This window comes from Vibrio sp. B1FIG11, assembly GCF_905175335.1.
GTDB lineage: Bacteria > Pseudomonadota > Gammaproteobacteria > Enterobacterales > Vibrionaceae > Vibrio > Vibrio campbellii.
The window spans coordinates 2375919-2401050 of sequence record NZ_HG992751.1 but is presented as its reverse complement, the minus strand read 5'-3'; the positions used below and the strand labels follow the sequence as shown (position 1 = coordinate 2401050).

At 45.6% G+C, this 25132-nt stretch carries 19 protein-coding genes; 9 read left to right on the top strand and 10 right to left on the bottom strand.

Annotated features, from left to right (window positions below):
• Positions 1-119 precede the first annotated feature (119 nt).
• Positions 120-923 (top strand): EAL domain-containing protein, encoded by an 804-nt coding sequence (locus tag KHO06_RS11120; protein ID WP_212581591.1) that lies wholly within the window; start codon positions 120-122, stop codon positions 921-923.
• 3 nt (positions 924-926) lie between these two features.
• Here KHO06_RS11120 and dsdC read toward each other — a convergent pair whose 3' ends face one another.
• Positions 927-1868, bottom strand: a complete 942-nt coding sequence (dsdC, locus tag KHO06_RS11115; RefSeq protein WP_212581590.1) for a DNA-binding transcriptional regulator DsdC — start codon at positions 1866-1868, stop codon at positions 927-929.
• 210 nt (positions 1869-2078) lie between these two features.
• On the opposite strand from dsdC, the gene dsdA reads away from it, so the two are divergent.
• Positions 2079-3410, top strand: a complete 1332-nt coding sequence (dsdA, locus tag KHO06_RS11110; protein WP_212581589.1) for a D-serine ammonia-lyase — start codon at positions 2079-2081, stop codon at positions 3408-3410.
• An 86-nt stretch (positions 3411-3496) separates the two neighbouring features.
• Here the strand turns inward: dsdA and cydC are convergent, their stop codons facing one another.
• The 3 genes from cydC to trxB form a co-directional block, all read right to left on the bottom strand.
• On the bottom strand, positions 3497-5218 hold the full coding sequence (cydC, locus tag KHO06_RS11105; RefSeq protein ID WP_212581588.1) for a cysteine/glutathione ABC transporter ATP-binding protein/permease CydC: 1722 nt from the start codon (positions 5216-5218) through the stop codon (positions 3497-3499).
• Entirely contained in the window at positions 5211-6998 is a 1788-nt protein-coding gene (gene cydD / locus KHO06_RS11100; protein WP_212581587.1) for a cysteine/glutathione ABC transporter permease/ATP-binding protein CydD, read from the bottom strand. Before cydD ends, cydC begins: the two co-directional genes overlap by 8 nt.
• Before the next feature lie 103 nt (positions 6999-7101).
• Positions 7102-8061 (bottom strand): thioredoxin-disulfide reductase, encoded by a 960-nt coding sequence (trxB, locus tag KHO06_RS11095; protein WP_212581586.1) that lies wholly within the window; start codon positions 8059-8061, stop codon positions 7102-7104.
• Positions 8062-8432: 371 nt separating this feature from the next.
• On the opposite strand from trxB, the gene KHO06_RS11090 reads away from it, so the two are divergent.
• Together KHO06_RS11090 and KHO06_RS11085 are read left to right on the top strand one after the other, a co-directional pair.
• Complete coding sequence (locus tag KHO06_RS11090) at positions 8433-9089, top strand: 2OG-Fe dioxygenase family protein (protein ID WP_005428534.1); 657 nt, start codon at positions 8433-8435, stop codon at positions 9087-9089.
• On the top strand, positions 9073-10308 hold the full coding sequence (locus KHO06_RS11085) for a cysteine desulfurase-like protein (RefSeq protein ID WP_212581585.1): 1236 nt from the start codon (positions 9073-9075) through the stop codon (positions 10306-10308). Before KHO06_RS11090 ends, KHO06_RS11085 begins: the two co-directional genes overlap by 17 nt.
• A 75-nt stretch (positions 10309-10383) precedes the next feature.
• Here KHO06_RS11085 and KHO06_RS11080 read toward each other — a convergent pair whose 3' ends face one another.
• Positions 10384-11208 (bottom strand): DUF2797 domain-containing protein, encoded by an 825-nt coding sequence (locus KHO06_RS11080; protein ID WP_050913462.1) that lies wholly within the window; start codon positions 11206-11208, stop codon positions 10384-10386.
• 338 nt (positions 11209-11546) lie between these two features.
• Here KHO06_RS11080 and KHO06_RS11075 point away from each other — a divergent pair, with 338 nt between their 5' ends.
• Positions 11547-12893 carry a diguanylate cyclase gene (locus tag KHO06_RS11075; RefSeq protein WP_038891332.1) on the top strand — a complete coding sequence of 449 codons (1347 nt, stop codon included), beginning with the start codon at positions 11547-11549 and terminating at the stop codon, positions 12891-12893.
• A 155-nt stretch (positions 12894-13048) separates the two neighbouring features.
• On the opposite strand, the gene KHO06_RS11070 is transcribed toward KHO06_RS11075, so the two are convergent.
• The 3 genes from KHO06_RS11070 to KHO06_RS11060 all read right to left on the bottom strand — a co-directional run bounded on the left by KHO06_RS11070 (position 13049) and on the right by KHO06_RS11060 (position 17255).
• Positions 13049-14419: a DASS family sodium-coupled anion symporter gene (locus tag KHO06_RS11070; protein ID WP_038891330.1), complete on the bottom strand. Its 1371-nt coding sequence runs from the start codon at positions 14417-14419 to the stop codon at positions 13049-13051.
• A 246-nt stretch (positions 14420-14665) separates the two neighbouring features.
• Positions 14666-15400, bottom strand: coding sequence for an ElyC/SanA/YdcF family protein (locus KHO06_RS11065; protein WP_005533464.1), 735 nt, complete (start codon positions 15398-15400; stop codon positions 14666-14668).
• A gap of 166 nt (positions 15401-15566) precedes the next feature.
• Positions 15567-17255, bottom strand: coding sequence for an NAD-dependent malic enzyme (locus tag KHO06_RS11060; RefSeq protein WP_038891325.1), 1689 nt, complete (start codon positions 17253-17255; stop codon positions 15567-15569).
• Positions 17256-17492: 237 nt separating this feature from the next.
• On the opposite strand from KHO06_RS11060, the gene KHO06_RS11055 reads away from it, so the two are divergent.
• The 4 genes from KHO06_RS11055 to KHO06_RS11040 all read left to right on the top strand — a co-directional run bounded on the left by KHO06_RS11055 (position 17493) and on the right by KHO06_RS11040 (position 23301).
• Positions 17493-19847, top strand: a complete 2355-nt coding sequence (locus KHO06_RS11055) for a helicase-related protein (RefSeq protein WP_212581584.1) — start codon at positions 17493-17495, stop codon at positions 19845-19847.
• A gap of 119 nt (positions 19848-19966) precedes the next feature.
• Positions 19967-20725 (top strand): phospholipase A, encoded by a 759-nt coding sequence (locus KHO06_RS11050; RefSeq protein ID WP_005428061.1) that lies wholly within the window; start codon positions 19967-19969, stop codon positions 20723-20725.
• Between the two features lie 235 nt (positions 20726-20960).
• Entirely contained in the window at positions 20961-21338 is a 378-nt protein-coding gene (locus KHO06_RS11045) for a hypothetical protein (protein WP_005428025.1), read from the top strand.
• Between the two features lie 289 nt (positions 21339-21627).
• A complete protein-coding gene (locus KHO06_RS11040) occupies positions 21628-23301 on the top strand; it encodes an alkaline phosphatase D family protein (protein ID WP_212581583.1) in 1674 nt (557 codons plus the stop codon).
• A gap of 95 nt (positions 23302-23396) precedes the next feature.
• Here the strand turns inward: KHO06_RS11040 and KHO06_RS11035 are convergent, their stop codons facing one another.
• Together KHO06_RS11035 and KHO06_RS11030 are read right to left on the bottom strand one after the other, a co-directional pair.
• Positions 23397-24500, bottom strand: coding sequence for a phosphoribosylaminoimidazolesuccinocarboxamide synthase (locus KHO06_RS11035; RefSeq protein ID WP_005428063.1), 1104 nt, complete (start codon positions 24498-24500; stop codon positions 23397-23399).
• A 204-nt stretch (positions 24501-24704) separates the two neighbouring features.
• Positions 24705-25097, bottom strand: a complete 393-nt coding sequence (locus KHO06_RS11030) for a SulA-like leucine-rich domain-containing protein (protein WP_105065168.1) — start codon at positions 25095-25097, stop codon at positions 24705-24707.
• Between the last annotated feature and the right edge of the window lie 35 nt (positions 25098-25132).

The window sequence follows — 25132 nt, the reverse complement described above, 5'->3', positions numbered from 1 at the left end:
CTATGTCATTATAGGTTCCGCATAGCAGAGCTCAAGAAATTGGCTTTTCTGATGCCTACTATTGTGCAATACGCTCCGTTAATCTTTATATTAGAAAATGATGGTAGACGGTTATACTTATGAAAAATTCAACAAGGGAGGATGAATGTAAAACGGTCTTTGCAGATATACGCGAAGGTGCTTTTTATCCTATCTTTCAACCTATCTATGGGTTACAACGCGAAAACCAGATCGGTGCCGAGGTTTTAACTCGATGGAATAAACCTCGATGCAATGAAAAATCGTTCCGTTGCATCGAAGAAGAAGGCTATGCCAACTTTTTTACTCAGCGGTTATTTAAAAAGCTCTCTACCAGTCTGGGAGAGTTGCCTGAGTCTATCAGTTTTATTTCGGCTAATATTCCACCGTCTTATCTTTCAAGCCTATCCTTTTTTTCTGATGCGCTTCCGCTACTTAAAGCATGTAAGCGTTTTGGAGTGACACTTTGGCTTGAAATCACAGAGCAGACACAGTATCCCGCTGAGGTTTGGAACAGAGCCGTGTTTAAAATGAACCTGCAGTTATGCCAATGTTTGGGCGTTAAGATTGCCCTAGATGACTTTGGACGTGATAACCATAGGGACGAGTCGATCATTCGCTATGTCGCACCTGATGTCATTAAACTCGACCGAAGCTTGTTGAGAAGACAGGGGGCTCAATACGAAAAGTTTTGGCAACGTTTGGCGAGTTGGAAGCTTCAATATAAATTTGATCTGGTTGCGGAGGGGATCGAAACCTCGGATGAGCTCAACTTTATGAAGAGTTTAGGCATTTGTTATGCTCAGGGTTATTACCTTCATAGGCCAGTTTTGGCAGCCGATTTTTGCCCTAAATTATGTGAGTATAAACTGGGCGTTGCAGCGCCCACAGCGTTGTGGGCTTAAAGGTCAGATATTTCCAACTTGTTGATTTAGCCACGCAATAAAAAGCTCGAGCTTTCGAGAATGCTTTTCGTTAGCCGTAACGACATAATATTTCTGTTTGCATTGCAGAGTTTGGTTTTTAAAAGGCGTGATCAGTTCGCCGGATTTAAGTCGTTTTTCCACCAGCGATAATCGACCGATAGCAACGCCCGCATTATGCATTGCGGCACTAACGGCTAAATCGGAACGGTCGAATGAAATGCTTGGAATATCGTCAATGTCTGTTATGCCATTTTCCTTTGCCCACAGCGTCCATTCATCGTGATGGGAGTTGTAGTCCCATGCTTGGTTGTCGTGAAGCAGGGTGGCGTTTACCAAATTCGCTGGCTTTTCAAATAGGTTAAATTGTTCTGCATATGTTTGAGTGCAGACCGGGATTATCTCTTCGCTCATCAATTCTTTCGACCACAACTTTTCTGGCATTTGCTCATCGAAATAGATTGCGGCATCAATGCCATAACCTTGGAAATTGACGTTCTCATTGCCAGTAAGAATATTCAGCTCGATGGAAGGGTACTTTTGCTTAAATAGGTACAACCTAGGCACAAGCCAACATTGTGCAAAAGAAGGGCGGGAGTAAATCGTCAGCTCTCCGGAGACTTCGCCATTTCTGACTTCCATTACCTCTTGGTTTAACTCGTTGAGCGTTCTGTTCAAGGCGAGATAAATACGCTCCCCTTCTTCAGTGAGCGTGATTTTTCGGTGAGAGCGGGTAAACAAGGCAATGCCAAGCTCTTCTTCGAGCTTGTTGATACGGTGAGAGATGGCGCTGGGCGTCATGGAGAGCTCTTCTGCCGCAAGAGAAAATGAGCTGTGTCGTGCTGCCACTTCAAAAGTATGAAGCTTGGAAAGCTGAAAACTATTGATGCGCTGATTCTTGGCGAAAATATTGTCTCTGGTGTACATGTGCGTTATTGAGTCTAACTTGATAGAACACATAATAACGGCGTTGTTATATTTAGGCTCACCTATGAGTCGAAAAATTCACTAAACGTCGTGTAAATCACGATTTTGTTTAAATTCAATTCATCTAAAGGTGAGTTTTGATCGTTTGTCAGTTAAAGCATAGATTTGCTTTAATAGTGCTCATAGACAGTAATTTGCAGCTAGGAAAAGATGACAACCCATAACATATGTGCGCTCATAACCGAGTTCCCGTTAGTTAAACGGCTGATCGATTTAGAAGAGGTGGTTTGGTTCAACCCAAATATCACCACACTTGAAGAAGGTCTACCATACGTTGGCTTAGGTGCTGCCAACATCAAAGACGCGAGTGAACGACTAAAACGCTTTGCTCCATACTTAATGAAAGCCTTTCCAGAAACGGCGGCTTCTGACGGAATTATTGAATCGAACGTTGTTGAAATCGACAAGATGAAGTCCTGCTTGGAAGCGCAATACGGCACTCAAATTCTTGGACGTTTGATGCTTAAAAAAGACAGTCACCTGCCTATTTCAGGTTCAATAAAGGCGCGTGGTGGCATCTATGAAGTGCTAACACACGCAGAGAAGTTGGCGATTGAAGCTGGGCTTCTAAATGAAAGTGATGATTACAGCAAATTGTTCAGTGAAGAGTTTCGTCAGTTCTTTCAGCAGTACAGCATTGCCGTAGGTTCGACAGGGAATCTCGGTATGTCTATCGGCATCATGAGTGCAAAACTCGGCTTCTCGGTATCGGTTCATATGTCAGCGGATGCAAGAGAGTGGAAGAAAAACAAGCTGCGTTCTCACGGCGTAAACGTGGTGGAGTACGAGCAAGACTACGGTGTTGCTGTAGAGCAGGGACGCAAAGAAGCGGAAAAAGATCCAACTTGCTTCTTTATTGACGATGAAAATTCTCAGACCTTGTTCTTAGGTTATTCCGTTGCAGGTGAACGCTTGAAGCAACAATTTGATGATATGGGTATCATTGTTGACGCGGAGCACCCTCTGTTTGTTTACCTACCTTGTGGTGTGGGTGGTGGTCCTGGCGGTGTGGCGTTTGGCTTGAAGATGGCGTTTGGTGACCACGTTCATTGTATCTTCGCGGAGCCGACACACTCTCCGTGTATGCTGCTTGGCGTGCACACTGGTTTGCATGATGGTATTGCAGTACAAGATCTTGGTATCGACAACATTACTGCCGCTGATGGTCTAGCGGTAGGGCGTGCGTCTGGTTTTGTTGGGCGAGCAATGGAAAGACTGCTTGATGGTTACTACACCATGACGGATGAGCGCATGTATCATCATCTAGGTGAGCTAAGTGAACAAGAAGACATTCGTTTAGAGCCTTCTGCACTGGCGGGCATGATGGGGGCAGTGCACGTTTCACAAGACCAAGCTTACCAAGCTCGAATGCAATTTAGTGAAGATAAGATGAATAACGCCATTCACCTCGTTTGGGCGACGGGTGGCGGCATGGTGCCAGAGGCTGAAATGTCGGCGTACCTTGCAAAATCTGGTCGATAATCGCGTTTGCTCTTGCTTTGGAAACTGCGAGAGTAAAAGAAAAGGGCTCATCAATGGATGAGCCCTTTGTTTATGTTAATTCCAGACTACAGAGATTGTAATAGCTGGTGGTAACGACCTTTTTCTGCAAGCAGTGCTTGGTGGCTACCTTGTTCGATGATCTCGCCTTGCTCCATCAGACAGATGTTGTCCATGCTTTCTAGCTCAATCAAACGGTGGGTGATAAATACCACGGTTTTGTTCGCAAAGTGCTCTTTGAACAGTTCCATTACCGTTTGCTCTGTGCGTTTGTCTAGACCTTCAGTTGGTTCATCAAGAAGCAGAATTGGGGCATCACGCAACAGAGCGCGCGCAATACCAATTCGACGTTTTTCACCACCAGACAGTTGACGTCCGCCATCACCTAACCAAGCATTTAATCCTGGCTCTTCTAAGAGATTCGCTAAGTCCACTTTGGTCAGAATATCAGCTAGCTGCTCGTCCGTGGCTTCAGGGGCTGCAAGCAACAGGTTGTCACGCAATGTGCCATTGAGAACATCAACACGTTGGCTTACTACTGTGATTGCAGCGCGCAGATCAGATTCACTCCAATCTTGCAGAGGCGCACCACCGATGCTCACTTGACCTTGGTTTACATCCCAGTAGCGACAAAGCAATTGAATTAGCGTTGATTTACCTGAACCAGTTTGACCAACAATCGCCGTTTTTGAGCCCAGAGGCAGTGATAGCGTGAGATCTTTCAGTACTTTTTTCTGACCATCAGGGTAGGTGAAATTAACCTCGCTGAACTCAATATCTAGCGGCTTATCTTCACGTTTAGATTGTTCTGGGAAGATAACGTCTGGTTCCGCTAAGGTGATTTCGTTCAATCGACGCGCTGAAGTCAGTGTTTGACCTAGATATTGGAAAGCACCGGCGATTGGCATCAGAATTTCAAAGCTTGCCATGGTGGCAAATGCGAACAGCGCAATCCAAGGATCTGGCGCACGACCACCAACTCCATCCGCAGCAAACCACAGCATAGCAACGAGCGTTAAACCATTCGCTAGCATCAGCAGACCAGAAGCCATACCCGTTAGGTTAGCGTTGACGAACTGGTTGGATAGCAGTTGTTTTTGCTTCTCTAGAATTACGTTACGGTAGCGCTCTTCTGCGCCAAATAAGCTCAGTTCGCTGTAACCTTGAAGCCAGTCCAGTGTCGCCACTCGTAGCTGTGCTTTATTTTGTGTAAGATGTTCGCCGTTATGTTTGCCAAGTTTGTAGAACAATACCGGCCATACCAACAGCATCACAGTCAGGATACCGCCAAGCAATAGGGCAAGATGCCAGTCAAAGAAAGCAAGCACTGCGGTTAGCGATAAGATACCGAATACGCCAACAATCACAGGGCTGATAAGACGCAAGTACACGTGATCCATTGCATCTACGTCTGCCACTAGGCGGTTCAGTAGATCCGCATCACGCATTGTAGAAACGCGGCCAGGGATCAGCGGCGCAAGCTTCTTGAAGAAGAAGATACGAAGATCAGTCAGTAGCTTGAAGGTTGCATTGTGGCTAACAACACGCTCGCCCCAGCGGCCAGCAGTACGCGCCATCGCAGCGCCACGAACACCTGCGCCAGGCAGCATGTAGTTAAAGGTCTCACGAGCAATGGTCAAACCCGCTACAGCGGCCGCAGAGATAAACCAGCCGGACAGCGTTAATAGACCAACAGAAGCGGCCAGCGTCAGAAACGTTAGAAGCATCCCCAGAGACAAACCAAACCAGTGCTTTTTGTACAGTTTTAGATAAGGGAGTAAATCACGCATCTAAGTTCCCCTTGTCTGATTCACGTTGAGCTAGGTTGGCAGCCAACATTTCTTTAAATAAACCATCTTGCGATGCTAACGTTGCGTAATCACCACGTTGGACAATTTGACCTTCTTGCATCACCAAAATCTGAGACACATTTTGCAGTGGTGCCAATTGGTGAGTGATCATCAAGTTAGTGGTGGACTCGGTGTATTTACCGATGCCTTCCATAACCAGTTTTTCGCTTCGTGCATCCAGACTTGCGGTTGGCTCATCAAGTAACCAAAAACGACCGTTTTGTAGCATTGCACGAGCAAGAGCAAGGCGTTGTGCCTGACCAACAGATAAACCACCTGAGCGGTCAGAAATTTGGTAATCCAAGCCATGCATTTCAACAAACTCTGCGGCGTGGGAGTCGTTGAGTACCGAATGGATTTGTTGGTCTTGAATATCTTGCTTACCTAAGGTGACATTGTCACGAATACTGCCGTGCAGAAGCATTGGGTTTTGCCCAATCCAACTGATGGCTTCGCGCCATGTTGCTAGATCCAACTCAGACAATTCACAGCCGTTAATTTTCAAGCTGCCCTTGTATGGCATAAAACCAAGGATGGTATTCACCAAGCTGGTTTTACCTGCGCCACTTGGGCCGACTAGTGCCGTGCTTTGGTTGGCATCTAGGGAGAAGGATAGGGGACCGACAAGTTGCTTACCTTCAGGGCTGAAGATAACAAGATCGTTCGCTTCGATATAAATCGCGGCGTTTTGTTCAACAGCTTTGTGACCATCTTTTACTTGGTCAACGTCTAGCTCTAGGAATTCAACGATACTTTCTGCTGCACCGACCGCTTGTTGCTTCGCATGGTAGAAAGTGCCAAGGTCGCGAAGTGGTTGGTAGAACTCAGGCGCAAGGATCAGAATAAACAAACCTGCGAAGAGGGTTACACCAGCACCGTAGTAACCAAAGTTAAGTTCACCGATGTAGCTGAAACCGAAGTAAACCGCCGTAATCGCAATTGAAATCGAAGTGAAGAACTCAAGTACCGCAGAAGATAGAAAGGCAATCTTCAATACATCCATCGTACGTGTACGGAAAACTTCAGATGCTCCTTTCAAAGCTTCGGTTTCTGATTTAGTGCGGTCGAACAAACGAATGGTTGTCATCGCCTGCAAACGGTCATAGAAGTGACCTGAAAGACGCTGTAGTGCTTTAAAGTTCTTACGGTTTGCATCCGCGGCCTTCATGCCGACCAATGCCATAAACATAGGAACAAGAGGTGCAGTGACAAGGAAAATGAGGCCTGCCGCCCAGTTGATTGGGAAAACCACCACTAGGATGATGAAAGGTACCAATACAGACAACGACATTTGTGGAAGGTAGCGAGAGAAGAAATCTTGCATGTCTTCTACTTGTTCCAAAATCAACGTTGCCCAGCTACCTGCTGGCTTGCCTTTGATATAAGCAGGACCCAGTTGGTGGACTTTATCGAGAATCAGTTGACGAATATAAACGCGGATTTGTTCACCGCAACGGTAACCGGCAATTTCGCGCCCCCAAGTACAGGCCGCGCGACCGACAACGGTGACACCCAATCCGACGAAGTGCCAAACAAGTTCACTCTTGTCGACATGCTCGATAATTAATTGGTGAAGAATGGAGGCGAGCAGGGCTGCTTGAGCCAATAAAAACACGCTTGATAGTACGCCTAGGCCTATCGCAACCATCAGCCAGCGCTTGGCCAACTTACTCTGTTGCTTAAGCCACTTATTCAAGCTGCTTTGCTTTTTCTTATCCATTGTGAAGGCTTAATGATAATTGTTTTAATGAGGCGGTAGTATACAAAAGAAAACCCAGCGGGAATACCGCTGGGCTTTAAGGATATGACACAAATGTGAAAAGTTATTTGTCAGTAAGCGCGTCTAGGAAGCGTTCTGCATCCAATGCTGCCATACAACCTGTACCAGCAGAAGTAATCGCTTGGCGGTAGTTATGGTCCATGACGTCACCTGCAGCAAACACACCTTCGATGCTAGTTTGTGTTGCATTACCTTCAAGGCCGGATTGAACGATGATGTAACCATCTTTCATGTCTACTTGGCCTTCGAAGATTTGCGTGTTTGGCTGGTGGCCGATCGCGATGAATGCCCCCATTACTGCCAGATCCTCAGTCGTACCGCTGTTAACATCTTTGATGCGAACACCTGTTACGCCCATGTCGTCGCCTAGTACTTCATCTAGTGTGCGGTCTGTGTGAAGAACGATATTGCCGCTTTCAACCTTATCCATCAGACGTTTTACAAGGATCTTCTCTGCGCGGAATGAATCACGACGGTGGATCAGATGAACTTCTGATGCAATGTTTGATAGGTAAAGCGCTTCTTCAACTGCCGTGTTACCACCGCCCACAACCGCAACTTTCTGATTGCGGTAGAAGAAACCATCACAAGTTGCACAAGCTGAAACGCCGCGACCTTTAAATGCTTCTTCAGATTCAAGACCTAGGTATTTCGCTGATGCACCTGTCGAGATGATCAACGCATCACAAGTGTACTCACCAGAGTCACCTTTTAGACGGAATGGACGTTGAGACAGATCCACTTCGTTGATGTGATCGAACACGATTTCTGTTTCGAATCGTTCTGCGTGCTCTTTCATGCGTTCCATCAAACCTGGGCCAGTAAGACCTTCTGCGTCACCAGGCCAGTTTTCTACTTCAGTAGTGGTCGTTAGCTGACCACCTTGCTGCATTCCCGTTACTAGCACAGGGTTTAAGTTAGCACGCGCTGCGTAGACTGCTGCGGTGTAACCTGCTGGGCCAGAACCAAGAATTAATAATTTACAGTGTTTTACGTCGCTCATTATGGCTCCATAGAGGGCTGAACATTTCTTTCGATTGTATGGAAATTCTTAGTGCTTTAAAAGCATAAACGGATTGTACTGATCGAATTATTGGTTATAGGTTAGAACTTGCTGATGTTCATCGTGAAGTGTTTTCTTCTAGCATAAAATTCTATTCATAGTGCAGAGTTCTAGTTTCAAATACTGCTGAGTCTCTAGTTTGAATGTTTAAACTAATATGTAGCCATGTAGTAGATATGTATGTTGTTTTTTTGTTTTTGTTGAAGCTATCAACGTCAAATTCTGGTAATTGCAGAATATTTGCGTATCCTAGGTTGTAAATTAAATGTTAACTAATACAAACCAGATGTGCCTCATTAAAGGAGCCAATGATGTTACATTCACGTGAGAACACCCTACATTTAACTCAGCTCAGCATGGCAGCGATTGAGCAGCTTTCTCCTTCCTTTGAAGGTTTACCTCGTACTGAACACGCTGACGGCCAATATCGTCTTCGTCGTTACTCGGTTGTGGGGTTCGAAAATGGTCAGGTAGTCGATTTAAACAAAAACAGCTTTGTACAGTCTTCGGATATAAATCGTTTTCAAGGCGATGTGGTTCGTCAATTTGAGCCAATTGAAAAAGGGATTCTTTCCAGCGAAGGTTTGCGAGAAATGTGTGAGCTGTTCGTTAACGCAAATCATCTACCAAATGGTCAGGAAATCGAAATTCACCAAATGCGAATCACCGCAATTTACGATGAAACACAAGTTGCGCCAGAAGGAGTACACCAAGACGGCTTTGACCATATTGCATTAGTCGGTGTCGGGCGTCACAACATCATGGGTGGTGACATCATGCTTTACAGCAGCCACAACCAAGCGCCTTTCTTCCGTAAAGTGCTGGAGAATGGGGAAGTAGCAATGCTGGCAGACAGCAAACTGTGGCACAACGCCGTTCCAATTCGCTCAGTGATTAATGATCAAGAAGGTCACATGGATGTATTTGTACTGACAGCGACGGATAAGCGAAATGAACTTCAATCTTAACCAAATTCGAGAGCAGTTTCCGGCATTGGCGCAATACCATAACGACCGTCCAGTAACGTTTTTTGATGGTCCTGGCGGCTCTCAAGTTCCGCAGTCGGTGTTGGATAGTATGGTTAGCTACCTTGGACGATTCAACTCCAACCTTGGTGGTCATTATTTCTCAAGTCGAGAGACAGTTGATGTCATGCAATCGGCTCGCGAATCGGCACAAGCTCTGCTAAACGCACCGTCTTCCGGCAATATCGTGTTTGGTGCGAATATGACTTCGCTGACATTCCAGCTTAGTCGTGCGATTAGCCGCGATTGGCAAGAGGGCGAAGAGATCATTGTTTCAGCTCTAGACCATTACTCTAACGTGTCGAGTTGGCAGCAAGCGGCTGAAGACAAAGGCGTGGTGGTTCATCAAGTCAGAATTAATGAAGAAGACTGTACGCTGGATCTTGAGCACCTTCAGAACTTGTTGAATGAAAAAACGCGCTTAGTCGCGGTGACTTACGCATCGAACACCACCGGCTCAATTGTCGATATGCATCGTGTAGTCGAAATGGCACATAACATTGGTGCTCAGGTGTATGTGGATGCTGTTCATTATGCGCCACATCATTTGGTTGATGTACAAGCGCTAGGTTGTGATTTCCTTGCTTGTTCTGCTTATAAGTTCTTTGGACCTCATGTTGGTATCGCTTACATCGCCGAGCAATGGTTGCACGCAATCAAGCCTTATAAAGTTGAGCCTGCAACCAATATTGGCCCAGGACGTTTTGAAACGGGCACGCAGAGCTTCGAAGGTTTAGCTGGCGTGACTGCTGCTATCGAATACCTAGCGCAATTTGGTGATGAAGGTACATCACTTCGTCAGCGCTTAGAGCAAAGTTATGCTTTGTACAATCAGCATGAGCAGCAATTAAGTGCGCATTTCTTGCAGCGCTTGAGTGCGCTTGATGGGGTGAATCTGTTTGGTATTAACAATGAAAGTAGCCAACTGAGAACGCCAACATTCGCGCTTACGTTTGATAAATACTCCCCAGAATTTATTGCTAAGACATTAGGTGAGCACAATCTCTGCGTTTGGAACGGCCACTTCTATGCGCTAGGACTTGTTCGCCAACTGGGTTTAGATGAGTCGGGTGGCGTGGTGCGAATTGGTTGTATGCACTACAACACAACTGCAGAGATCGATATGTTGTTTGATGTGTTAGAGAGCATACTCGACGCGTAATCATCGACGATTCCACAAATCAAAAGCTCGAGCACTTGGCTCGAGCTTTTTTGTTTTTATAGAGTGAAGGTGGGCTTATTCGCTCACTTCAACCTCATAAGAGGTGAACTTACGCACGTTGATCACGCCAGTATCAAAGATCAGGTATTGGCCTTTAATGCCTTGCAGCGTACCCGTAACAACTGGGTTTTTATCGAAGTTGTGCGAAGTAATTTTGGTGGGATGCTGCTGAACTGGGTAGCTTAGGGCAGTGATATTTTCACTTAGCACTTCGATCGCGTCGTCACCGTACTGTTGCTTAATCTCAGCGATTTTATCTTCCACTAATGGCAGCAGTTCTGCGAAGCGTTCTTGCAGCTCAATTGGCTCACCATCGCCCTTAAGTAGCGTTCGCCAGTTGGTCTTATCGGCGATGTGTTTTGCTAGCTCGATTTCAATCAAGCCAGAGATATGACGAGTTTTCACTTTGAAGATAGGCAGACCTTGTGTCGCGCCTTGATCGATCCAACGGGTTGGAATTTGCGTATGGCGCGTGATGCCCACTTTTAAACTCGAAGTATTCGATAGGTAAACGAAGTGGTCCACCATGCAATTCTCTTCACCCCACTGCGGCTCACGGCAGGTGCCTTGTTCGTAGTGGCAAGTTTCTGGCTTCATGATGCACATGTCGCAACTTGCCAACTTCTTCATGCAAACAAAGCAGTGGCCTTGAGAGTAGCTCTTCTTGGTTTTCTTACCACAAGAACAACAATAGATGTTACCTGTGTGAGTTAGGGTGAGGGTTCTTCCAAGAAACGGACTCAAATCCACTTCTTCTTCACCCACTGGCAGTCGGTAGCTTACTGCACCATCTAGAGAAGCACGCATTTTGTTTAGCGTGCCTGTAGCAATTATTGACATGACATTACTCATTATTGTGTTTTTGACCAGTATATACCGAAGTAAAGAAGAGAGGCAGAAGAAAGCGGCGCTGAAGTTGAATTGAAGCGTGTTCGCTGCCTTTTTAAACACTCACCTCTGAGCAGCGTGAAATGCTTCGCAAATAAGAATTAGCGAGAACATTCTTACAGACTTGAACCAAAATCACATTTAGTTTGTAAGGGAGGTGTATTGAAAACGAGAGTGTGAATCAAAAATCACTTTTTAGCTTGATAAATAACTTTATTTGAATTGTTAAAAAACTTTCAGTACATTGCACTATATAAACAGTACAGTAGTCAGTAACTAGGTCTATCATTATGAAGTGGATACATAAATTAATCTTTGCATTGTCGATATGCACCATCAGTTTAGTGGCGCTATACAGTTTGCTTGGTGATACTCGTAAACTGGTTGTGACCCCAGACTTGTTCAATATCCACGTAACAAACGATGCAGTTGCTGGTGGCCTTAGCGAGTCTGACATTACCTACCAGAATCACAGCTTGGTGTTGAACTGTGATTTGAAAGAGAGCAAATATGCATGGCCATACTGCGGAATCTCAGTCTATACCGATGTAAAAGAAGCAACGAAAGGGCTCGATCTTTCGAGTTACCATACCGTTCGTCTTAAAGTCCGCTATGAATCGGCAGGGAATGGAGAGAATCCTAGTAAGAACTTACGTTTGTATTTGAGAAACTTTAACTCGGCTTACTCAGATCCAAATGATGAGTACACCATTAAATACAATGGCATGCAGTTTTCTCCCTCAGATTTTAGTGAGATCATAGAAATTCCAATTGCAAACCTTCAGGTGATGACATGGTGGTTGAATGACAACGATGTCGCGATTGAACATTCTGCACCGGAGTTCTCCAATATCACTCGAATTGATATCGCAACCGGAGCGGGGGCGGCACTCGGTAAACATAAGATCGTTATCGATAAGATTGAGTTTGAAGGCGCATATGTAGAGCAGTCGACACTGTTGTTCGCTTTGTTGTTCTCATGGATGGCGCTGGGTTTAGCATTCTCACTACAAGAAATGCGCAAAAATAAAATCGCATACAACAAAGCACGGAAACGCCACCGTCATTTAGAGAAGGTGAATTCGACGCTTCGTACACAAAATTATGAGTTTGCGGAACTGGCTCATCGCGATGCTTTAACTGGTGCGATGAACCGCCACGCGGTACAAAGTTGGCTAGAGCAGCAAGCACGACAAGTTCGATGGGGACATGATTCGTTCTCCATTCTTTACATGGACTTGGATAAGTTTAAACGTGTTAACGATAAATATGGCCATCAGATGGGCGATGATATCTTGCGTGAGTTTGTGATGGTGATTGCGAGCTCAATCCTACCTGAAGATCGCCTTGTTCGTTGGGGAGGGGAAGAATTTGTGGTTTTCTGTCCGAACACGAATATCGAACAAGCCGTTAAAAAAGCGGAATTGATCAGAGAGAATGTTGAGAAGCATCTTTGGGTGCATGGTGAGCTTTTGACGTGCAGCATTGGTGTTGCTCAAATGCAGAATGAGCGTGTTTCTGAAACCATGGCACGTGCTGATGAAGTCTTGTATTTAGCCAAACGTAACGGCCGAAATAGAATAGAGGTGAACTACGGTATGCAAAAGCAATCTGAAGCGGTAATTGAGGCTTCATAGAAAAAAGGTGGCCGACCGACCACCAAAAGGGAACTGCTGAACATGACTAGGGGGTAGTAGTTAGGTATTCGGGTGATTACCAAGGACAGCAGTCGTAGTGCTAGTTTGAAAAGAGAGCTGCGTTTGAGCGCAGCTCTTTTTTATTTGAGTGATGCTTACCAGAACAACCAAGCGAATAGAGTTAGTGCACCGATACATGCAACGTTCAGCACCATACCGATTCGCATCATCTCTTTCTGTTTGATATGACCCGTCGCAAATACAATCGCGTTAGGTGGCGTTGCTACTGGCAGCATGAACGCACATGATGCAGCTACAGCAATCAATGCTGACAGAATGACTGGCGATAGACCAAGTGCCTCTGCAATGGTGGCAAATACGGGCACCAATAGCGCCGCACTTGCTGTGTTACTTGCAAACTCTGTTAAGAAAACAACAAACGCAACCACTGATAGGATCGTGAGTAGTACGCCTGCTTGCTCTAGGAAACCAGCTAGACCGTTAGCTAAGAATACGCTTGTGCCTGTTGCTTTAAGGACGTTACTTAGACAAATACCGCCGCCGAATAGGATCAAAACACCCCAGTCAGTCGTCTTCTCAATGTCTTTCCACTCTACAGCGCGAGAAGCACCAAGCAAAAGAATCGCACCAATCGCCACCAAAGTATCGAACTTCGCGAAGCCGCCCAGCATGGCGTTAATTGGTTTGCTGAAAATCCAGAATGTTACTGTTAATAGGAAAATCGCCAGCGTGATCTTCTTACCGTTTGTCCACTCAACAGGTTTGTGGTCAAGTTCGAATTGATGACTTAAATCCGGCTTGGTCATCACGTAAAGCACCAAGATTGCGATAGGCATAAGAATCAATGAAATCGGCAAGCCAAGTTCCATCCACTCAGTGAAGCTCAGACCAACTTCTGCCGCTGCGATTGCGTTTGGTGGGCTACCAACCAGTGTTGCGATACCACCAATCGACGCACTGTAAGCGATACCAAGTAGCACGAATAGGTAAGTGCTGTGACTCTTCTTCGCATCTAGTTTGCTCATTACACCAAGAACCAAAGGCAGCATCATCGCTGTTGTTGCGGTGTTAGAGATCCACATTGATAGGCCAGCGCTCACACCAAACAACATGAAGACCGCGACAGACATTTTACCGCGCGCAATCAGCAATACCTTGTCGGCAATCGCTTGATCGAGTTTTTGCTTGTGAAGCGCGGCGGCGAGTGCGAAACCACCCAAGAACAAGAAAATGATCGAGTTGGAGAAGTTGTTCAATGCGGCTTGGGTATTGAATACGCCTAAGAACACCGCAAGTAACGGGATTAATAGGGCCGTGATGCTTACGTGAATGGCTTCCGTCAACCAAAGTACGGCAACGAAAATCAAAATACATAAGCCGGTTACGACTTGGGGCTCAAAGGGTAAGGTGTTGAACAGAATAGCGAATAGCAGGACATTAGACGTCAATATCATGCTGTTGCGTGTGAAGAACCAGTTCTTCAATGTCACAGCGAGTGCGGTCATGGTTGTGCTCCTTTTGCATTGCCTTAGTGTTGGTTTTTTATGGCAAAGTAACTGACTTGTAGTTATTTATTAATTTAAATGTTACTGCGAATGCGAAAGGGTGTTTTGTCTGAATCGGCGGCGGAATAAGAAAGTGTGAGGTTGAGAATTGGAAATGGGTAGAAATCTACCCATTTACTTTTAATGAATTGTTATCGCGGTGTTGTATTGAACAAGGATGTTGAAAGAAGCGACACTTGGCTCGACTCACTGAACCGGGATATTGCGTTCGTTGTCGATGGCTTCCTGCTTTTCTTCCACTGCAACGATTGGCTCTTGAGGGCCAAGGAAGCGCGGTTGCGTATTCATGATGTACAAGTCCAAAAATGCTTTCACGCGGGCCATCAGTTCACGTGTTCTCATATTGAGTTTCTGCTTACTCGCTGTTGGGCCCGCTACGGCCAAACACTGTGCATCGATATTATAAGCATCAGCAATAAACAGAGCACGCTCACAATGGAATCGTTGTGTGACAATCAAGAAACGCTCGGAGGCGAAAATCTTTTTAGCGCGCACGATCGAGTCTAAAGTACGAAATCCTGCATAATCGAGATGAATCACTTCTTCTGGCACACCAGCTCTGAGTAAATCGCGCTTCATCGTCCAAGGTTCATTGTAAGAGCGATGTGCGTTGTCTCCACTCAACAAAAACTGCTTCACTTTTCCTTGTTTGTACAGCTCGATAGCGGCGTTGATTCTGTGGGTGTAATAAGTATTAAGGATTTTCCCAATGTACTTACTGGTGCCAAGTACGACTGCGACTTCGTGCTCTGGTACTTGTTCGTAGTCGGTGAAGATTTCTTCTTGCGCTTGCAGCACGACCCAACGGTCAATGGCGATAACGGTGACCAAGAGTCCGAGTAAAGAGATCGACAAAACCAAAGCCAGACGCTTCCATGAGAACTTGAGCTTCCAGTTTGACTTTATGCGAGAAAACAGCAAAACGTTCGATGTCCTTATTTCAATGTGTATCCCTCATCATATCTGATAGAAATGAAAAGAGAGAAGCCCATTTATGCCAAAATATGGTTAGGATGAGAAAAAAAAGCATAAAAAACAAAAGCCCCCGCAATGCGAGGGCTAAATATTATACAAAGCGTAGCAAAACTTAGAATGCTGTGCGTTTGTAACGACGGTAAACTGGCTGCCAGAATGCTTGGTCAATGGCATCGTTTAGCGCTTCATCGGTGATTTCTAGCGCAACGCCTTGTTCAATCGCTTTCTTCGCTACAGCGAATGCAATCTTCTTCGATACCAAGTGAATTTCTTCTAGTGGCGGAAGTAGGGCACCGTTGCCGTTGATAGCCAATGGCGAACATGTTGCCAATGCACGGCTTGATTCCATCAACATTTCGTCCGTTACGCGCTTGGCATTCACTGCTAGTACACCGAGACCAATACCAGGGAAGATGTAGCTGTTGTTACATTGTGCGATTGGGTAAGAGCGACCTTCATGAACCACTGGCTCAAATGGGCTACCAGTTGCTACTAGTGCCTCACCGTTTGTCCAACGAATGATGTCGTTTGGTGTTGCTTCTACGCGGCTCGTTGGGTTCGATAGTGGGAACACGATTGGACGCTTGCAGTGCTTGTGCATCTCTTTGATCACTTCTTCGCTGAAGAGACCTGGAGCACCCGATACACCAATCAGTACAGTAGGCTTAGCGTTGTGCATCACATCAAGAAGTGAGAAGCCATTTCCTTCATTTTCCCACTTCTTCGTGTTATCGAACTTCTGAACTAGGCGCTGTTGGAAATCAAGAAGGTTAGGCATGCCTTCTTGCAATAGACCCCAACGGTCAACCATGTAAACTTGTGAACGTGCTTTCTCATCAGAAATCCCTTCCGACACCATTTGTGCGATGATCGCTTCTGCGATACCACAACCTGCTGAGCCAGCACCCAAGAAAGTAATACGTTGATCAGATAGCTTAGTACCTGCCGCTTTACATGCTGCAAGTAGAGAACCTACGGTTACCGCCGCTGTACCTTGAATGTCGTCGTTGAAACAACAGATGCGGTCTTTGTAGCGCTCTAGAAGTGGCATTGCGTTTTTCTGTGCAAAGTCTTCGAACTGGATCAGGGCATCTGGCCAACGGCGTTGTACTGCTTGGATAAACTCTTCAACAAACGCATCGTAATCTGGACCAGTGATACGTGGATGACGCCAACCCATGTACATAGGATCTGCTAGACGTTGCGGGTTGTTAGTACCCACATCCAGTACGATTGGTAGTGTGTAAGCCGGGCTAATACCGCCACACGCTGTGTACAGAGAAAGCTTACCGATTGGAATACCCATGCCGCCGATACCTTGGTCACCCAAGCCCAAGATACGTTCGCCATCCGTTACCACGATAACTTTAACGTTGTGGTTTGCTGCGTTGTTTAGCAGGTCATCGATACGATCACGGTTCGGGTACGAGATAAACAGACCACGACCACGACGGTAGATGTTTGAGAAGTTCTCACACGCTGCACCAACGGTTGGTGTATAGATGATCGGCATCATCTCTGAAATGTGGTTTTGAACTAGGCGGTAGAATAGCGTTTCGTTCGTGTCTTGGATGTTGCGTAGGTAAATGTGCTTGTCCATGTCACTTTCAAAGCTTTTGTACTGTTGGTACGCACGCTCTACTTGTTCTTGGATGGTTTCAGTCGTCTCTGGTAGAAGACCTTCCAAGTTGAATGAACTACGTTCTTCTCCGGAGAACGCACTGCCCTTGTTCAAAAGAGGGGTCGCTAAAAGAGCCGGACCCGCATATGGGATATAGAGTGGGCGCTTGTCGTTGTTCATTGGGTGCCTTAAATGTAGGGTTGAAGGATGCGTGCAAAATTCTAACGGGTTCACTATTTAGTTGTAAACATTCGTTGATGTACATCAACGTAATGTCGCAAAAAAAATCCAATTACCGACGAAAATATCGTCACTGAAACGATAATACTGTCATTAATTAGTCAGAAGCGATTCCTAAAGCAGGAATTTCTCACTCAGGTATAATGCCTCGCAATCCATTATCACGTTCTATCTTTTATGTCTCAATTACCTATCGATAGCTTACAAGCTGAATTTGACCAACTCGTGAACCACCACCATTTAGTGGTAGAAGCCGAAACCGGTTCTGGTAAATCCACACGGTTGCCGCTTTGGGCGGCCAATCACGGCCGAGTATTGGTGATTGAGCCACGTCGAATTGCTTGCACATCGTTAGCCGAGTTTCTTGCCGAACAATCCGGCCAACCACTTGGTAAGCAGATTGGTTACGCGATTAAGCTTCATGCACACTACGATGAAAACACCAATGTCGTGTTCGTGACACCCGGTGTTGCACTGCGTTGGTTCGCGGAAGACAAACTGGCTAGCTTCGATATCGTGATGGTGGACGAATTTCATGAACGCCGCTGGGACATTGATCTCCTTACGGCGATTTTAAAGCAAGAAAAACAGCACCGTTTGATTGTCGCGTCAGCGACCTTAGAGGGTGAAAAACTGGCGAACTATTTGGATGCCAAACGGCTGCGCTCGGAAGGTCGTTGTTTTCCTGTTACCGTTACCCATCGTTCACTGGATAGCCGTTACTTGCCGAACAAAAAGGGTTGCGAGAATGATGTAGTTCGAACAGTGAAAGAAGCTTTGGAAGACGAAGAGGGCGATATTCTCGTTTTCTTACCGGGTCGTAAAGAGATCACTCAATGTTCACAGATGCTGCAAAACCTTGATGATGTGCTGGTGGTGAAGTTACATGCGTCAGTCAGTGATGAAGAACGACACCGTGCATTGACAGCACAAAAGCAACGCAAAGTGGTGTTGGCAACCAACGTCGCGGAAACCTCTCTGACCATTCCAAACATCCGCGTCGTGATCGACAGTGGTTTAGAACGCAGAACCGTGCAACGAAATGGACGCACAGCACTCACATTAACCAACATTTCTAAAGCCAGTGCGGCGCAGCGAATGGGGCGGGCAGGTCGTGTTGCTGAAGGGGCGTGTATTCGCTTGTTTGGTGAGCATGCTCCGTTGGAACTGGTGACGCCACCTGAATTGCACCGTGAAGAACTTGTAGAGTCAATGCTCGCTGCGGCTTGTTGTGGTTATAGGCTTTCCGAACTTTCCTTCCTCGACTCTGTGCCTGAAAAGTCACTTAACTCAGCACGCCAAACCCTGCAAGGGATGGAAGCGATAGACGAGCAAGGTGACATCACCGAACACGGTAAAAAAGTTTACCCTTTACCAATTGATGCCTTATTTGCGGATTTAGTGACTCGTATCCAAACCAAAGCAGAAAAAGAAGCAATGATCGACTTAGCAGCAGCGTTGTCTGTACCCGCTCAATTGTATCAATTGCAAGGTGGGGAATCGGCCGAAGCATTAGCACAAGAAGAGCCATTTGGCTGCGATGCCTCGTTGATGATTCGTTTGGTGCGAGGGGAGCAGCTTCCTGGCGTTAATGTTGATGCAAGCGTGCTTGATGAAGCGCGAGGTTTAGCAAAACAAATGCGAGAAGTATTTGAATTGCCGGATCTTGAAGTCGCATCGCGATACAAACGTGATGAGTTGACCAAAGCCATTGCCAAGTTACATCCAGAACTTGTATTTGTGCGCCGAGAACGACGTCGTGACGCGCTAGGCAATGGCTTGATGGAAATGATGGTCGGGCGCAATAGCCGTTTCCCCGAAAAAAGCGAAGCAGCATTGGTGCTAGATAGTCATAGCGTGCCCGGACGAGGCGTAAAGCAGACTCTTAACCTTGCCTCTGTCATGCTGCCCATTTCACTTAAGCTGTTGCGTGAATTAGAACTTGGCGAGTGGCAGCAAGGCGAAACCAATTATGAGGAAGAAGCGCCGCGCGCGACCATGCATTTGATCTATGCTGGGCGAACCATTTGCACTGAATACCAAGCGCTTGAAGGTGGTGTCGCCGTTCAGTCCATCGTGGAGATGATTGAAGCCGAAACGCTACTACCGGGTTTTGCCCCGTTAAGAAAACAGCAAATACAACATTGGAAGATTTATAACGCGCTTGGATTAAACCCTGAGCCTGTTGATAAAGCAAAGCTTGATAGTTTGTCGTTTTCAACTTGGCTCGTGGAACAGTTAGAAACGCTTGGTGTGGAAAGCATGGAAGACATTGAACTGTTTGAAGCGGACGATATCTCATTCGAAGGCATTCCTGATTGGGAGTATCAGGACTTTGCAGAGCAATTTCCGCTTAAACTGCTGTTGGCTGAATTAAAACTCGACGTGGAGTACTTCGTGTCTCGCAAGTTGGTTCATGTTATTTATACCGATGGCAATCGAAAGGGGGACCCTAAACGCTGGGAGCTACCTCGTTGGTCTGGTTGGAAAGTGCAGTACAAAAAAGCCAGTCGTGTGCTGGATGTGAAATAAGGAAATTCATAACCCGGAACGATAATTGCTTTAATACGTCTCCCTTGCAGCTTATGACCTAATTTTTAGGTGATAAGGAATGAATTTGCCGCTCCTCTTGAGCGGCGTGAAGGAAAACGATGAAATATAAAGTAATTCCATTCTTGTTGTGTCCCGCATTGGCTTACGGAAAAAACATTGCACAGATTTCAACTTATGAAGACAACTACGTATTAGGTACATACACCACCGACATCAATCAAAACGCTTACAACGAACTCGGTTCTGAAATGGACTCGCTGCAACAGTTTGAAGTGAAGTTTCAGATCTCAGCTTCGATCCCGTTTTACCGATTCAGCTCTGGCACCGCGTTAATGGGCGCATACACGCAAAAGTCTCTCTGGCAACTCGCTAACTCTGACATTTCCTCTCCGTTCAGAGAGACCAATTACAAACCACAAGTGTTCTTGGCTCACCAATCAAACATGCTGTTATTTAACCACTTAGAGTTAGGTTACAAGCATGAATCAAACGGCCAGTCGAGTAAGCTTTCTCGTAGCTGGGATCGTCTTTATCTCGCTGCTGAGCGTTTCTCCGGTCCAGTTGAATACGGTGCGCATGCTTGGTGGGTCGTCACCACAGAAAATGACGACATGGAAGACTACTATGCACCCTATGAATTGTGGGCGAAGTTCTACACTGGCGCTGGTGTGTTTAATACCCGAGGCTTCTACAACTTTGCCGATGACAAAGGTGGCGTAGAATTGGGGTACACCTTGTACTTTAATGACATCCTAGGTTTGTATGTTCAGGGCTACCATGGCTATGGTGAAACCTTGATTGATTATGACCATTCACAAACCCGTATTGGACTGGGAATCAAATTGGTTAACCTCTAGTACCGATTTGCTTCTTCTCCTTGTGGGAGCGTGCTTTTAGTTTGGCGTTTAAAATATTAATCAATTGGATGCGTATATATGGCGAAGCTGTACATCATTTGTTACAAAGCTGGTTTTAATATTTCCTTTTGAGGTCAAATTAAGGCATAAAAGACCATTGTTTTATATCCTATTGCTATATCAAAGTAATTGAACGATATTTTGTATACCTCAGTTCAGAGTGTCGAGGCATAGGATGGAGCAACAAGGAAAGACATGCATTGAATTCGACTACACAAGCTTCCTAGGAGCAACGGGAAGTAAGAAGTGGACCTTTTTGGAGGCCTTCGCCACCATCGCTCCCATTTTTGGTCTGATGTGGAAACAGAACATCGCGGAATTAAGCCAACCAGAGGATCGCCTTTGGGATGCTGCCTTAAAATCGATGTCTTCACGTCAGAGCGATGAATCCAATCTAGTGATGTTGGTGAAACTAGCAAAACATGAAGGAATCCATGAGTTACGTGTAGTGATGCCTTATTCGTTAGACTCTCAGCAGATAGAGTACATTGAATCTCGAAGTAAACTAAAAGTAGAAACTGCAGAGCAAGATGTGCTTAATTTGAAGCTCTAACGCCAAGGAACATATCCTCAAACACAAAGCGACCTATAACGGGTCGCTTTTTTTGTTTTGAATATCATATTTATCAATAGGTTCATAGTTTGTTGGAAATGTGATGAATATAGAGCATTTACACTTTAATTAACAAAAATGTCACATCCAGAAATGCAATTGTCATAACTAGCTTCTAACTTAATGTTTTTTAGAGTAATTAGCCAAACAAACCCAATACCAAAATTGGCTTATTACTTAGCGTAGGAAAACGCGCATCGATAAGAACACAATAACAAAGGAAGTTACTATGTCATTGTCTCGCCGAGATTTTATAAAAGCCGTCTCTTCAGGAGCCGTTGCTACCACACTAACTGCATGTGGGAGTGATGATAAAAATACAGTCACCGCTGCCTCATTCGAACATGGTGTCGCCAGTGGTGACCCAACTCAAACTCAAGTAATCATCTGGACACGCGTGACTACGGAGGAGAGTTATGTCGATGTCTCTTGGCAGGTGTCTGCAACGGAAGATTTCTCTAGTATTGAGCAAAGCGGCACCTTTGCGACAGATACCAGTCGTGATTTCACGGTGAAGGTAGATGTGCAAAATCTCAACCCCAATACACAGTATTACTACCGTTTTATGGTCGGTGAGGCGAGCAGTATTGTAGGCATAACGCAGACTCTACCAGAAGGCAGTGTAGACAAAGCATCGATGGCCGTTGTGTCTTGTGCGAATTATCCGGCGGGTTACTTCAATGTCTATAAAGAGATCTTGGAACAGCACCAAAAAGCGTCATTCGATGTGGTTTTACATCTTGGCGATTACATCTACGAATATGGTGCTGGGGGTTATGCCAGTGAGGATGCGGCAGCATTGGGACGTGAGCCAAGCAAGGGCACCGAATGTATTACGTTAGATGACTACCGAAAGCGCTACGCTCAATATCGCCAAGATCAAGATCTCCAAGCTCTGCATGCAGCATTACCGATGATCGCAATCTGGGATGACCACGAGTTAGCCAATGATGCGTGGAAGGAAGGGGCGGAAAACCACCACAACAGCGAAGGCAGTTTTAATGATAGACGCGCCGCGGCTGCAGCGGCTTGGACTGAGTGGCTTCCTGTGCGAGAAAATACCTTTTCAAATATGCTGATTTATCGTCAGTTTGCCTTTGGTGATTTGATCAATTTGATGATGCTCGATACTCGATTGGTAGGCCGTGACCAGCCATTGGATTATTTTTCTCTCGATGCTCCTACTATGGAAGCGATTGGTGGATTAGTTGCGCAGTCTCGCAGTACAGAACGAGAACTACTTGGTACAGAGCAGCTCGCTTGGTTAATGAATGCGTTTAATCAAGAAGCAAAATGGAATGTGCTTGGGCAGCAGGTTCTTATGTCGAGAATGGAGCTACCTAGCTCGGTGATGTTGGCGATGTTCCAACTCTTTACGGCGACGGATGAGCAGAAAATGGACGCGCTGCTAGCAGTAAACAATGCGATCGCCAGTTATCTTGCTGATCCAAGTTCAGACACCATAAAGTTGCCATACAACCTAGACGCTTGGGATGGCTATTATGTGGAACGTGAGCGTGTTTATGAAATCGCTAGAGCAAGCTCAGGCAACTTTGTTTGCTTAGCTGGTGATACGCACAATGCGTGGACCAGTGAACTGAAGGATGTGTCAAACAACCCTGTTGGTGTCGAGTTCGCGACAAGTTCGGTCAGCTCTCCGGGCTTGGAAGAATATTTAGCGTTGGAGCCCGTCGCCATTGCTCAAATGGAATATACATTGCCGAATTTAGTTTCTGAACTGCAATGGACAGACATCAAGCAACGTGGCTTTATGGGTGTCACCTTTACACCAGAGAAAGCAGAGTCAACGTGGTATATGTTATCTACGATTAAAGATAGAAACTATCAAGTAACCAAAAAAGTGGCATCCACATCGGATGGGTTGACGCTTGATATAGAGTAGGGGACGACTCGTCGCTTTGTTCAAAACATAAAAAAGTCCGCACTTGTGCGGACTTTTCGTTTGGTTAATTTAACCGTTCAATACTGAGTGTTACTTCAGTCGATCAAACCGTATTCTTTGCTCAAAATTTCGATGATTTCAGCTTTTGGATCGTTGCTCAACTTGATTGGTTGGCCCGTTATCTTCTCTGCAATACCGATGTAAGTGCGTGAGATGTCCATCAAAGACTCTACTGGCAGTTCGTTATCACGAGCAAGCGCTTCACGTTCTGGCATGCGCTCTTTGTTTAGTAGAATATCGGGATCTGGGAAGTGGTTTAGCAAGAACTGACGGAAACCTTCTTTCGAGTTCTCAACGATGTTACCCGCTTGGTATTCTTTCGTATCCCAAATACGCGATGAATCAGGCGTACCGACTTCATCCATATAAATAAGCTTCTCATTACCTGCCGCGTCGTGTACATAGCCAAATTCAAACTTGGTATCTACAAACGTTTGGTCAATAGCTTCGAGTGCATTGCTGATAACGTTAAAGCCTTCTTTTAATAGCTTCTCGTACTCCGCGATGTCTTCTGCGTTTGAAAAGTTAAAGGCTTTGAAGTTGTCTACGATGTTCTGGCGAGTAATATTGACATCATCCGCTTCAGGAACGCCAGGAATGCCTTTCAAAATACCTTTGGTTGAAGGCGTCATGAGCAATTCAGGTAGCGCTTTATCTTTCTCAAGACCTTCAGGAAGTTCAATACCACAGAATTCACGTTCGCCGTTTGCGTAGGCACGCCACATAGAGCCCGTGATGTATTTACGGCAGATTGCCTCAATCTTAACTGGCTTCGCTTTTTGTACGATCCAAACAAATGGGTGAGGGATATCCAAGATGTGGCTATCAGCAAGGCCGTTATCTTTAAACAATTTGAACCAGTGGTTAGAGATTGCGTTCAACGCAGCGCCTTTACCCGGAACGCCTTTGAGCCCACCTTCGCCATGCCAGATACAATCGAAGGCTGAGATACGATCACTGATCACCATGATGGCCAGTGGGGCATCAGGAGCGACATCGTATCCTTTTTCTTTGATCAGTCGTGCGCTGTCTTCTTCAGTTAACCAGTAAACAGAGCGGACTTTTCCGCTGTGAACAGGCTTGTGGGTGCGAATTGGCAGGTCGTCATTGACGGCAAGTACTTGATTAGCAAGGCTCATTGCGACATTCCTATCATCTTAATCAAACGTCATAAAGAGAAGATATCCAGCGAGAAGTATGCGCTGAATAAATCGAATGAAGGCATCATACCAGAACTATTTGAACTCGCCAGAGAAAAAGCAAACGTTTGCTTTGATTTATTAAAGCACAAAAAAAGCCTCCTTAAAAGGAGGCGAGATGCAGGATGGATAACGTCGATCTTGTTAGTGGTACTTGTTCACTCTGCCTTCGACGAAAAAGACTTCACACTGATAACGTTGAGCGATGTCGCGAAGCATTGATTGGTTCATTAATGCAATCTTGTTCGACGCGACGACGGCGCTGGCGTTACCAGACTGAATAGCTTTAATCACGATTTCCACTTCAGAAAGCTGTTGAGATGGCTTCATCTGAATGATGTTTTGACAGCGAATGTTGGAAGCAGCAAGTTGCTCAAAATCAGGACGAGGGCAATCAGCGGTAAACAGGACCCATTGTTGCTGTTGAGACAATACTGCCAACTTAGAAAGCAGTTGGTCAGACACATCCATAGGTTGTGTTGCTTGTGCCAATACGTTGTAACGAGAGTATGTATGAGATTGAGTTTGTAACTGCATCTTACTGTTCCTTTATACATGCTGTATGTGTATAC